Below are 12,551 nucleotides of genomic sequence, written 5' to 3'. Positions count from 1 at the left end.
GCATGTCATCACCTTTATTAAGTCACGTTAATGCGATTAATTGGAATCGCATTGAAGATGAAAAAGATTTAGAAGTTTGGAATCGCTTAACCATGAATTTTTGGTTACCTGAAAAAATTCCACTCTCTAATGATATTCCTTCATGGAACACCCTGAACCAAGCTGAAAAACAACTCACAATCCGTGTTTTTACAGGGTTAACTTTGCTTGATACGATCCAAAATACCGTAGGCGCACCGACTTTGATGCCTGATGCACTCACGCCTCATGAAGAAGCCGTGTTATCTAATATCTGTTTTATGGAAGCGGTTCATGCTCGCTCTTACAGCTCGATATTTTCTACACTCTGTTTAACAACCGATGTCGATGAAGCATACCGTTGGAGTGAGGAAAATCCTTACTTACAAAAGAAAGCAGAAATTATTTTGCGTTATTATCAAGATGAAGATCCTTTAAAGAAAAAAATCGCCAGCGTCTTTTTAGAATCCTTTTTATTTTATTCAGGATTCTATTTACCAATGTATTGGTCAAGCCGAGGAAAATTAACCAATACAGCCGATTTAATTCGTCTTATTATTCGAGATGAAGCCGTTCATGGTTATTATATTGGCTATAAATTTCAAAATCAGTTATTAAATAAATCCGAATTAGAGAAGCAAGATATTAAAGATTTTGCTTTCTCATTATTATTAGATTTATATGACAATGAAGTGAAATATACCGAAGATCTTTACGACACGGTAGGTTGGACAGAAGATGTCAAAAAATTTCTTCATTATAATGCAAATAAAGCATTAATGAATTTAGGGTATGAAGCTTTATTCCCTGATGAAATAACTGATGTAAGCCCTGCTATTCTTTCTTCATTATCACCAGATGCAAATGAAAATCACGATTTCTTCTCTGGTTCAGGTTCATCTTATGTTATTGGAAAAACCATTAACACTGAAGATGACGATTGGGATTTTTAAGGTTTATTAACCTAATTGAAGGTAAAAGAAACCACACAATACATTCAATTTAATTATGTATTCCATATAAATCATAATACACTGAAAAATATAGATTATTTTTTGGTGTATTTTTATTTGTTCACTAAACAATCTAATTGATTGATTTTTGCCGTTCAATATTGTCAAAAAATCAATTTTTTTCGAATTATTCCAGCCTATTTCTAGTATATAAACCTTATCATAAGATATTAAACATTAATTTACCTAATGAATTACGATTTTTTTTCATTTAATTTCTCTCTCTATTTCCCTTCTATTTTGATATTGAGTCTTCATTTTTATTGAGATCCTAATCAAATTTGCAATATCTCTAAAAATAAAGTTATTTCAGTCAGTTAGCGGTAAATATATCTTTTAATAAATTTTATTTATTTCACTTTATTTAATTATTAATCATATTAAAAATAAAGAAAATACAGCTAAATTATTTAATTAATTATAATTAACATAGGGTTGTCAGACTCAATCATTGTGGTAGGGTATTTCCCTTACTAAAAATCTTATTTAGGAAAAATAACAACACTTATTAATTAATATCTAATTTATTCCTTTCAATATTTAAATAGGAAACTATATATTGCATGGCAATTAAACTCGAAGTAAAAAATCTCTACAAGGTATTTGGCGAGCACCCTAAACGCGCTTTTGAATTATTAAGATCTGGTATGAATAAAGATCAGATTTTTGATAAAACAGGGCTTACAGTGGGCGTTCAAAATGCAAATCTGGCAATTGAAGAAGGCGAAATATTTGTCATCATGGGATTATCTGGTTCAGGTAAATCCACTCTAGTCCGCCTTCTCAATCGTCTGATCTCTCCAACAAAGGGAGAGGTGCTTATTGATGGTGAAAATATTGCCACTATGTCGGATAAAGAATTACGACAAGTGCGCCGTAAAAAAATCAGTATGGTGTTTCAGTCATTCGCATTAATGCCCCATATGAACGTGCTTGATAACACTGCATTTGGAATGGATCTCGCGGGATTAAGCAAAGATGAGCGTTATAAAAAAGCGATGGATGCCTTAGAGCAAGTCAACTTGGGCAGTTACGCAAACTCTTGGCCTGATGAGCTTTCTGGTGGGATGCGTCAACGTATCGGTCTTGCGCGTGCACTTGCTAATGATCCCGATATTTTATTGATGGATGAAGCCTTTTCAGCACTCGATCCATTAATTCGTACAGAAATGCAGGATGAGTTATTAAGCTTACAAGGTGATAAACAGCGCACCATTGTGTTTATCTCCCATGATCTGGATGAAGCTATGCGTATTGGCGACCGAATTGCCATTATGCAAGGTGGCGTTGTTGTTCAAACGGGTACACCAGATGAAATACTTAACAATCCAGCAAATGATTATGTGCGTACATTTTTCCGTGGTGTTGATATTAGCCACGTATTTAGTGCAAAAGATATAGCCAAACGTCGCCCTGAAACCTTACTGCATGTTGCGCCCGGTTTTGGTCCTCGATCTGCCTTAAAAGTACTCGAAGATGAAGATAGAAACTTTGGCTATCTCATTGAACGAGGAAGAAAATTTATTGGCATCGTTTCTGTCACATCTCTTGAAGAGGCGCTGAAAAATAAACAACCTATTGAGTCAGCTATTTTATCTGAGCCTTGTGCCATTAATGGTGATACACCGTTAAACGAGCTGATTTCAACTGTTGCACAATCTCCCTGTGCAATTCCTGTTATTGATGAAAAAAACCGTTATATCGGCTTAATTTCTAAAGGAATGTTACTACAAGCACTGGATAAGGAGACGCCAAATGAGTAATACAACAGATAAAGATGTGGCTTTGGATACAAATATCCAAGAAACCACAACAAACAAAACGGCACCAGAGACAACCAATAACGTAAATGATGATCCTTGGGCAACAACTGATACCACTACAACAGAAAGTGATCCTTGGAGTAGTGCCGACAGTTCATCAACAGATGCTGATCCTTGGGGTGCTGGCAGTGGTACTGAAAATATTGATACCTCATCCTCTGGCAGTGATTGGTTAGATGCAACACCAACAGATGTAGCACCCGATTCATTCAATCTAATGGATCCGTTTCATAATACGCTGATCCCCTTAGATTCATGGGTTACTGATGCGATTGACTGGATTGTGTTGCACTTTCGCCCTGTTTTCCAAGGTATCCGTGTACCGGTTGATTTGGTCTTAAGTGGTTTTGAAAATTCCTTAACTTCAATGCCAGCACCTATCGCCATTATTCTGTTTTCTCTGATTGCATGGCAGCTTTCAGGCAAAGTCATGGGTGTCACTTCTTTTATCTCATTAATATTAATTGGGGCGATTGGTGCTTGGTCTGAAGCCATGGTTACCCTTGCATTGGTACTAACCTCGTTACTGTTTTGTCTTATTATCGGGCTTCCATTAGGAATATGGCTGGCTAACAGTGATAGAGCATCCAAAATTGTTCGACCTTTACTCGATGCGATGCAGACAACACCTGCGTTTGTCTACTTAGTTCCTATCGTCATGTTATTTGGTATTGGTAACGTACCCGGCGTTGTGGTCACTATTATTTTTGCCTTACCTCCAATTGTGAGATTGACCATTTTAGGGATCAAACAAGTCCCTGAAGATTTAATCGAAGCAGCACAATCATTTGGTGCAAATCCTCGTCAAATGCTGTTTAAAGTACAATTACCTCTCGCCATGCCAACGATTATGGCAGGTGTAAACCAAACGCTGATGTTAGCGCTTTCAATGGTTGTTATTGCATCAATGATTGCCGTTGGTGGATTAGGTCAAATGGTATTACGCGGTATAGGTCGCCTTGACATGGGACTGGCTGCCGTAGGGGGTGCAGGTATTGTTATTCTTGCCATTATCCTTGACCGATTAACACAATCTTTAGGTCAAAACAGCCGTCATAAAGGCAATCGATGCTGGTATATGACAGGACCTATCGGTTTAATTTGCCGACTCTTTGGCAAAAAAGCATCGTAATAAATATTTTTACTATTAATTAAAAATCAATAAAGAACATCACGTTCAATCAATATAAGAAATAGAGGCGACAGTTCGCTGTCGCTATTTATCTCTTACCATAACAACAGAAGGAAAAACTATGCGTAATCCAGTTCTCTGGGCAACAGTATTGTCCGCCACACTGATAAGCACCCAGTTATCCGCTGCTGATTTACCTGGAAAAGGGATTTCGGTTCAACCCGTGCAAAGTACGATTTCTGAAGAAACATTTCAAACTTTAATCGTTAATAAAGCACTAGAACAATTAGGTTACACCGTTCAGCCAATTAAAGAAGTTGACTATAACGTTGCTTATTCCTCTATCGCCAATGGTGATGCCACTTTTATGGCAGTCAGTTGGGTTCCTCTTCATAATTCACAATATGCAGCGGCAGGAGGTGATAATACCTTTTATCGTAAAGGGGATTATGTCGTTAATGCCGCTCAAGGTTACTTGATTGATAAGAAAACAGCAGAGAAATATAACATTACGAATATTGAGCAATTAAAAGATCCTAAAATTGCCAAATTATTTGATGCCAATGGTGATGGTAAAGCCGATTTAACGGGTTGTAATCCGGGATGGGGTTGTGAAGAAGCGATTAACAATCACTTAAAAGCCTATGGATTAGAAAAATCTGTTACACATAACCAAGGTAACTATGCGGCAATGATGGCAGATACCATTACTCGCTATAAAGAAGGCAAACCCATTTTTTATTACACATGGACACCTTACTGGATAAGTGATGTATTAAAACCGGGTAAAGATGTTGTTTGGTTACAAGTGCCTTTCTCTTCATTACCGGGTGATGATAAAACCGATACCACATTAGCAAATGGTAAAAACTATGGCTTCCCGCCAAGTACCATGCATATTGCAGCAAATAAAAAATGGGCTGAAGAAAATCCCGCTGCGGCAAAACTCTTTGAAGTTATGAAAGTGTCTGTTGCCGATATTAATGCGCAAAACTTACGTATGCATAATGGTCAAAAATCACAGGCAGATATTGAACGTCATGCTAATGCGTGGATCAAAGCACATCAAAAAACCTTTGATGGTTGGATTGAACAAGCTCAAGCTGCTGCAAAATAATCAATAAATAATCTTCATTTAAGATTGTCACAAAACAGGTCACATTATTGTGGCCTGTTTTTATTTATAAAAAACTAAATTTACATGTAATTAGATAAAATAAGTTTATATAAAAATTAAAAGTCATCTTAATACTATTTTATTATTAAGATTATTCTTTTTATTAATGGCAGAGACATACCCACCTTTCATTCTCTCATTTCTTCAATTATGATTATCCTTTTCTCCAGTTGCCATTTTGGCATTCTCATTTTTATATTTATTATTTTAGATAAGGAATAAACTGTGTCTTACACTAACAAGCCCGTACCTGAAGAAATTAAACGTTGGAACTGGGGTGCTTTCATGTTTAATATTATTTGGGGTTTTGGTAATAAATCCTATCTTCCATTATTAGCGCTTGTTCCTTTACTTAATCTTGTTTGGATTTTTGTCTGTGGTATTAAAGGGAATGAGTGGGCTTGGAAAAGTGGTGATTATGATTCTGTTGAAACCTTTATGAAAGTGCAAGAAACATGGAACAGAGCTGGCTTTGTTTACTTTATTATTAGTATTGTTATGGCTGTTCTTTTCTTTATTTTCTTCTTCACGACTATGATGGCGATGATTGCAACTTCTGCATCACATGGTTATTAATGCAATATATCGAATATTGAATTCTTAATGATAATAAACCCCATAATATCTATGGGGTTTATCTGTTTTTATTTTCAGTAATATTAGAAACGTTTTACCACAGTAAATCGATAATCACGTCCTACACCCGAAACTGATTCACCTAAATAAGGGTAATAATCACGGTTAAATAAATTTGCGACCGTAAAACGAACTTCTGTATTATCTATAAAAGAGGGTTCCCAATTCGCAAATAAACCGTGAATTGCATAACCTTTACTTTTTGGTAGTGACCAATATCCAGCATCAGGATCGGCATCCATTGGTGAACGGCGTTGAGCACCAATAAAATCACCTGTCCATCCCATATTGACATTAATACTGGGTACTTTTACGCCAAGAGTGGCATGTAAAGCGTCAGGTTGTATCTCAGCAATCCATGTTTTTTGACCAAACCACGGGTCACGCGGTGATTGGTCACGTTTTCCTTTCATTGTTGAATATGCTAAACGGCCGAATACATTAGGGCTATTATAAAAGGCTTCGATTTCCAGCCCTTGGATATGGTAGCCCGGTAAATTACGGTAATTACCAATCGAAGGTGGACAATTTCCATTATGTCCATCCACCTTTTGACTTTCACAATAGACACCACGGCGACGGAAAATTTCGTCTTTACCACGAGTATCAAACAGTGTTGTTCTTAATTGCAGTTGGTCTTCTTGCTGAATAACACTTTCAAAATCCGCAATTGCACCAATTCGTGCAGCCCTTACAGTTTCTTTGTCTAGATGACGACTCGTTCCTGTTAAGCTAGAAATACTTCCTTGTACTTCATACTGCTCATCAATCAATGGAGCACGCCATGTATAGGTTAAATCACCAAAGAATCTGAAATTCTGATTCATTTTCCATAATAAACCTAAATGAGGTGTTGCCCCGCTATAAGTCACATCAGAGTAATCATGACCATAATAGGGATCTGGATCTTGATAGGTAATAGCCCGACTTCCCTTGCCTTGATTTTTAACGATATCGTAGCGAACGCCCGGTGTTATCGTCAGATTTCTATAACTCATCGAATCTTGAAGATAAAAACTGGTTGTCGTTTGCGTACCTTCTGGCATATAAGGAGGCGCATAATATCCATAGTTATAATTTGGATTTTTAGCTTTATCGCGAGTAAACATTAAGACATCACGATCATTACGATGCCAACGTGTTCCTACTAATATCTTATGCTCTAAAGCGCCTTGCATAACGGTGCTTTCATTTTTAATTTCAATTTGATGATTTCGATAATCTACCCAGCTTTGATTACCCATACTGCCACTAAAATAGGAGCTAGCAGTCTCTGGGCGACTATCATTTTGTTTGGTTTTTGAATAACCGTAGGTAAGCGTTAGATTAATTAAATCAGAATCAATTGGCTGAAGATTCCATTTCACACTGAAGGTGTCATCTTTTTGATCACGATAAACTAATTTGCGTTTCATCGCCGCATCAAAACCATATTTATCCACTTCAGCTTGGCTAGGTTTAGCTAATTCATCACGTTTAGCCGCCCAAGGCGTCCAACCATCACTTTCTGATCGTGATGCTGATAACGTTAATGTTTGTGCTTCAGTTAAATAGATATTAGTTTTAATTAAAAAAGAATCTTGATCTGATTGTGAATAGCCAAATTTAGTCCCATCAGGGCGACGCAGATCGTCACTTTCACGACGGTTAAAATAGAACAATCCGTCTGCTTGTCCATCCAGTAATTTACCGTATACCGCACCACTATAACGGTTTTGTCTATCGTTGGTATGGTGACCATATTTTAAAAACATCCCAATATTCTGATCGGGTAGTAATAAGTCATCGGGATCTTTGGTTTCAATTCTCACCGAACCACCAAAACCGCCATTTCCTTGAGTAATATTATGAGGCCCTTTATCAACATCTATACGACGGATTAATTCAGGATCAATAAAAATTGAACCTTGGCGATATTTCTCAAAGGTTTTAGGCGTACCATCAAGGGTAATTTTAATATCTTCAGGATTACCCATCCCCCAGATATTTAATGTTTGACCGCCTGGTCTTGGTGAACCCGATGATGAAATTCCGGGTAATTTATCCACCAGCTCTGCAATATTATTAGGCTGAATTCTATCGATATCTTTTAATGTCAGAACGGTACTTCCCGCATCAACACTCGAGTTGAGTTCACCTGATACATAGATAGGTTCAATAATAATCTTTTCACGCGATTTTAGTTGTGCAGGACTTTCCGACTTTGTAGATGTCGTTATTTCTGGTTTTACACTTTCAGTTGCATAGCTATTTAACGAAGTGAGTGAAGTCAATAATAATGCTATCGCTGATGACGAAAATGAAAATATCCCAATTCCCTGACGATAAGCATCATTTTTTGCTAAGAAATGGATCATAATAGTAGTATCTTTTTGTATGGTTATTAGTTTGATAAATGATTAGAGCTGTAACTAACAGCGCCAATTATGATAATGATAATAATTATCATTATCTAGTTTTTTTGCACTTATCACTCAATACAGATAACTACACTATCGATACACTCTTGTTAGATTTAAATTTTATCTAAAATAATATTTATAATAAATTAAACTAATTTCATTAGTTATTATAAGGTATTTAATATCTCTTATTTTTATTTTCCTCATTTAATTTACTAATTATAATTACGTACATATTACTAAAGAAAATTTAATGATTTTTAAAATAAAAAGAATAGAGCAGACACGGAACAGTCTGATAATTACAGTTTTGCGGATCTTATTTTCTCTTTATTTTGAGAGCTAAATAATTATTAACTCAAGTAAATTTTAAGTCTTAGTTTTATGTTTAAATTGTAAATAAATTAAAGCATTGAAATAAAGATATTCAATGAGATAAAAATCAGCTAATAATAAAATTATAATTATGAGGTATATACGCACTTTTGAACACAAGGATGCGTCATGACAATTTATGACCTAAAACCCAAATTCCAAGCTCTATTACGCCCTTATGTAGAACAGTTATTCACAAAAGGGATCACAGCAAATCAGATCACGCTTTTTGCCTTACTGTTATCCATTGCTGTTGGTGGGTTACTTTTGCTCTATCCTTACCCTCGTTTATTTTTATTGCTCCCTTTTGTTCTCTTTTTTCGTATGGCACTTAATGCCATAGATGGCATGCTTGCACGAGAACATAATCAAAAAAGTGCGCTTGGAGCGATATTAAATGAAGCCAGCGATGTTATTTCAGACATTGCACTCTATCTACCCTTTGCTTTTATTTTTCCACAAGCCTATTGGTGGATCATGCTGGCACTCTTTTTAATGATAATGACTGAGTTCTTAGGTGTGCTTGCCCAAACTATACATGCTTCTCGTCGTTATGATGGCCCGATGGGAAAAAGTGATAGAGCCTTTATTTTCGGTGCAATCGCCTTTTTTATCGGATTATTCCCCTCACTGACATTATCAGAAAACACGCATTATCTTTTTATTATTATTAATTTATTACTTTTGTTGACTTGTTATCACCGAATTCATCGCGCACTAAAAGAAGCAACGATGACAGATAAAGATAAGGATACATCGTTATGAATCAACAACCGCAATATCAAACTCAAAGGAATATGATTGAGTCTGAATTTACCACCAGCGATAAAACACCTTTGTATTATCGCCATTGGCCTGCTCAAATTACCACTGAACCAAAAGCAATTATTTTATTTCACCGAGGTCATGAACACTCAGGTCGTGTTTCTCATCTAGTGGATGAGTTAGATCTTCCTGACTTTTCAATGTTTGCTTGGGATGCTCGTGGACATGGTAAAAATGAAGGCGCTCGCGGTTATAGCCCATCAATGGGAACTTCAATAAAAGATATAGACGAATTCGTTCATTACATTTCATCCAACTATAATATTCCAATGGAGAATATTCTGGTTGTTGGTCAAAGTGTAGGTGCCGTTTTAGTTACCGGTTGGGTACATGATTATGCCCCTAAGATCCGCGGCATGGTGTTGGCTTCTCCTGCATTTAAAGTGAAGTTATATGTTCCTTTTGCACGCACAGGCCTTGCCTTGATGCAAAAAATTCGTGGGCTTTTCTATGTCAATTCATACGTAAAAGCAAAATACTTAACCCATGACCAAAGCCGCATCGATTCTTTTAATCAAGACTCGCTGATCACTCGCCCTATTGCCGTCAATATTTTATTAGAGCTTTATAAAACGGCTGATCGCGTTGTTGAAGATGCAAGTGCAATTACTTTACCAACACAGTTATTTATTTCAGGCAATGATCATGTGGTTCACGCCAAACCTCAACATCTTTTCTATGAACGTTTAAACACATCTATCAAAGAAAAGCATGTATTACCGGGCTTTTATCACGATACTTTAGGTGAGAAAGACAGAGTTATTCCTATCAATAAAATGCGCAGTTTTATTGAAACCTTATTTGCACAACCACCTTATCAACATGATTACCAATATGAAGATACTTGGAGTCATAGTGCAGATGTTTATCGCGCATTACAAACGCCACTTCCTAAATATTGTCCAAAAAGACTTTATTACAAAGTACTTAGTCGCTCTATGAGCACTTTAGGTAAAGCATCTGAAGGTGTTGCTCTGGGTTATGATAAAGGTTTTGATTCCGGATCGACGCTGGATTATGTCTACCGTAATCAGCCTCAAGGGAAAGGATTATTTGGTCGTATTGTCGATAGACAATATTTAAATAGCATTGGTTGGCAAGGTATTCGCCAACGTAAAATCAATATTGAAAATACAATCCGCTACGCAATTCGCCAATTAATACAAAATAATATGCCGGTGCATATTATGGATATCGCAGCAGGACAAGGGCGCTATCTTTTTGATGCAATTAACGATTATGGTAAGGTCGATTCAATTTTAATGCGTGATTATAGCGCCATTAACGTTGAACAAGGCAACATTGCGATTAAAGAGCGCCACTTAGAAGATAAAGTACGTTTTGAAGAAGGTAACGCCTTTGATGCAGAAAGCTTGAGTGCTGTTTCTCCGTCACCAACTTTAGGTATTGTCAGCGGACTTTATGAATTATTCCCTGAAAATCATCTGCTAAAAGAGTCTTTAAAAGGACTATCGCAAACCATCCCAAGTGGCGGTTTATTGATTTATACCTGCCAACCTTGGCACCCTCAGCTTGAAATGATTGCGCGTGTATTACCTAGTCACCAAAACGGACAACCTTGGATCATGCGTTGCCGTAGTCAAGGTGAAATGGATGCTTTAGTCAATGAAGCAGGTTTTGAAAAGTTAGATCAACAAATTGATCATTGGGGTATTTTTAGTGTATCGATAGCAAAACGTCGCTAACGGAATGCGCCATAAATAATCAAACTATCGCTATATAGCAACACATAGCGATAGTTTTAAGTCATTGTAAAAATATAAACATAAATAAAGAAAGGAATTTTAGTATGGGTGGAACCCAACACACTCAAATAACATCATCAAGAAAAAGTATCTGGCTTGCTGGTATTGTATGGCTGTTGTTTCTTGCCCCATTTTTCTATTTAACTTATATGCAAGTTAACACTTATACTTCCACTTTATCTGATGTTCCTTCTTTTGTTTATTCCTGGGAAAAAGCGATCCCCTTTTTACCTTGGACAATTATTCCTTATTGGAGTGTGAATATTGCCTATGGTATTTCACTGATTATTTGTACAACGTTAAGAGAACAATTTATACATGGACTACGTTTAATTGTTGCCTCTCTTATTGCTTGTACTGGTTTTTTATTATTCCCTTTAAAATTTAGTTTTATTCGCCCAAAAACAGAAGGGTTTTCTGGTTGGTTATTTACCCAATTAGAAGGTTTCGATTTACCTTATAACCAAGCCCCTTCTTTGCACATAATCTTATTGTGGATACTTTGGTTACGTTTTCACGCACATACTCCAAAATCATGGCAATGGTTTTTAAATTTATGGTCATTGCTTATTGCTGTTTCTGTACTGACAACGTGGCAACATCACTTTATCGATATTATTACGGGTTTTGGTGTCGGCGTGCTTATTTGTTATTTATTACCAATAAACTCTCGTTGGAAATGGCATTTTACTGGCAGTAAACGCAGTTTACGTATTGGTAAAAACTATGCGTTATCAGCAATGGTGTTTTATCTGTTATCTTTTGGCTTACAAGGTTTCTTTTGGATTTTTCTCTGGCCTGCAATCACATTAACTTTTGTGACTTTAGGTTATTTAGGCGCAGGAGCCTCTATTTTTCAAAAAAATGCACAGGGTGAAATTCCCCTTTCCGCGCAGATAATCCTATTACCATATCGCTTTTTTGCTTGGTGTACTTATCGCTATTATTTAACACGTTGCCAAACACCCAGTTTAGTGGCTGAAGGTATTTTATTAGGCGGACGCCCTCTTTATAAATTAAAAGCGAACGCCGTCTTTGATTTAACCTGTGAGTGGCCAAGAAACAAATTTAGCCAAAATCAGCTTTATTTAGCGCAACCTCAAATCGATTTATTACCATTATCTCCTGATGATATCAGCAAAGCCATGTTGTCTATGGAACAGCTTAGCCAAGTAGGAACTGTTTATATTCATTGCAAATTAGGCTATTCGCGCAGTGCAACCATTGTAGTTGCATGGTTAGTTTACAGTGGCACAGTAGATACTTTGGAAGACGCAATAAAACAGGTGTATCAAGTTCGTCCTCAAGTGATTTTAAATCCAGAAACACAAGAAGCATTACAAATTTGGTATTCGCATTTCCAACAAAATAGATGACGAGATAA

At 36.5% G+C, this 12,551-nt stretch carries 9 protein-coding genes; 8 read left to right on the top strand and 1 reads right to left on the bottom strand.

Going from position 1 to position 12,551, the window contains the following annotated elements; translation table 11 throughout:
• Positions 1–2 precede the first annotated feature (2 nt).
• The 5 genes from nrdF (at position 3) to ABN236_RS00075 (ending at position 5,739) form a co-directional block, all read left to right on the top strand.
• The gene (gene nrdF / locus ABN236_RS00095) at positions 3–971 is read left to right on the top strand and encodes a class 1b ribonucleoside-diphosphate reductase subunit beta (protein ID WP_088493463.1); all 969 of its coding nucleotides are present in this window, start codon (positions 3–5) and stop codon (positions 969–971) included.
• 623 nt (positions 972–1,594) lie between these two features.
• Positions 1,595–2,794: a glycine betaine/L-proline ABC transporter ATP-binding protein ProV gene (proV, locus tag ABN236_RS00090; RefSeq protein WP_349473126.1), complete on the top strand. Its 1,200-nt coding sequence runs from the start codon at positions 1,595–1,597 to the stop codon at positions 2,792–2,794.
• Entirely contained in the window at positions 2,787–3,986 is a 1,200-nt protein-coding gene (proW, locus tag ABN236_RS00085; protein ID WP_349473125.1) for a glycine betaine/L-proline ABC transporter permease ProW, read from the top strand. Before proV ends, proW begins: the two co-directional genes overlap by 8 nt.
• 121 nt (positions 3,987–4,107) lie before the next feature.
• Entirely contained in the window at positions 4,108–5,103 is a 996-nt protein-coding gene (proX, locus tag ABN236_RS00080) for a glycine betaine/L-proline ABC transporter substrate-binding protein ProX (protein WP_088493466.1), read from the top strand.
• A gap of 285 nt (positions 5,104–5,388) precedes the next feature.
• The gene (locus tag ABN236_RS00075; protein WP_088493467.1) at positions 5,389–5,739 is read left to right on the top strand and encodes a ribonuclease G; all 351 of its coding nucleotides are present in this window, start codon (positions 5,389–5,391) and stop codon (positions 5,737–5,739) included.
• Positions 5,740–5,822: 83 nt separating this feature from the next.
• On the opposite strand, the gene ABN236_RS00070 is transcribed toward ABN236_RS00075, so the two are convergent.
• Positions 5,823–8,156: a TonB-dependent hemoglobin/transferrin/lactoferrin family receptor gene (locus tag ABN236_RS00070; RefSeq protein WP_349473124.1), complete on the bottom strand. Its 2,334-nt coding sequence runs from the start codon at positions 8,154–8,156 to the stop codon at positions 5,823–5,825.
• A gap of 549 nt (positions 8,157–8,705) precedes the next feature.
• Here ABN236_RS00070 and ABN236_RS00065 point away from each other — a divergent pair.
• The 3 genes from ABN236_RS00065 (at position 8,706) to ABN236_RS00055 (ending at position 12,543) form a co-directional block, all read left to right on the top strand.
• On the top strand, positions 8,706–9,341 hold the full coding sequence (locus tag ABN236_RS00065; RefSeq protein ID WP_088493468.1) for a CDP-alcohol phosphatidyltransferase family protein: 636 nt from the start codon (positions 8,706–8,708) through the stop codon (positions 9,339–9,341).
• Positions 9,338–11,107 (top strand): bifunctional alpha/beta hydrolase/class I SAM-dependent methyltransferase, encoded by a 1,770-nt coding sequence (locus tag ABN236_RS00060; RefSeq protein ID WP_349473123.1) that lies wholly within the window; start codon positions 9,338–9,340, stop codon positions 11,105–11,107. Before ABN236_RS00065 ends, ABN236_RS00060 begins: the two co-directional genes overlap by 4 nt.
• A gap of 104 nt (positions 11,108–11,211) precedes the next feature.
• On the top strand, positions 11,212–12,543 hold the full coding sequence (locus tag ABN236_RS00055; RefSeq protein WP_349473122.1) for a phosphatase PAP2/dual specificity phosphatase family protein: 1,332 nt from the start codon (positions 11,212–11,214) through the stop codon (positions 12,541–12,543).
• The last annotated feature ends 8 nt before the right edge of the window (positions 12,544–12,551 follow it).

It is taken from the genome of Proteus sp. fly-1013 (genome assembly GCF_040140245.1).
In the GTDB taxonomy this organism is placed as follows: Bacteria; Pseudomonadota; Gammaproteobacteria; order Enterobacterales; family Enterobacteriaceae; genus Proteus; species Proteus mirabilis_B.
This window is presented reverse-complemented; position numbering and strand designations above follow the sequence as displayed.

Coding starts and splice junctions, on each gene's coding strand:
- ABN236_RS00065 (WP_088493468.1), top strand. CDS start 8,706: ATGACAATTTATGACCTAAAACCCAAATTCCAAGCTCTATTACGCCCT.
- nrdF (WP_088493463.1), top strand. CDS start 3: ATGTCATCACCTTTATTAAGTCACGTTAATGCGATTAATTGGAATCGC.
- proW (WP_349473125.1), top strand. CDS start 2,787: ATGAGTAATACAACAGATAAAGATGTGGCTTTGGATACAAATATCCAA.
- ABN236_RS00055 (WP_349473122.1), top strand. CDS start 11,212: ATGGGTGGAACCCAACACACTCAAATAACATCATCAAGAAAAAGTATC.
- proV (WP_349473126.1), top strand. CDS start 1,595: ATGGCAATTAAACTCGAAGTAAAAAATCTCTACAAGGTATTTGGCGAG.
- proX (WP_088493466.1), top strand. CDS start 4,108: ATGCGTAATCCAGTTCTCTGGGCAACAGTATTGTCCGCCACACTGATA.
- ABN236_RS00070 (WP_349473124.1), bottom strand. CDS start 8,156: ATGATCCATTTCTTAGCAAAAAATGATGCTTATCGTCAGGGAATTGGG.
- ABN236_RS00060 (WP_349473123.1), top strand. CDS start 9,338: ATGAATCAACAACCGCAATATCAAACTCAAAGGAATATGATTGAGTCT.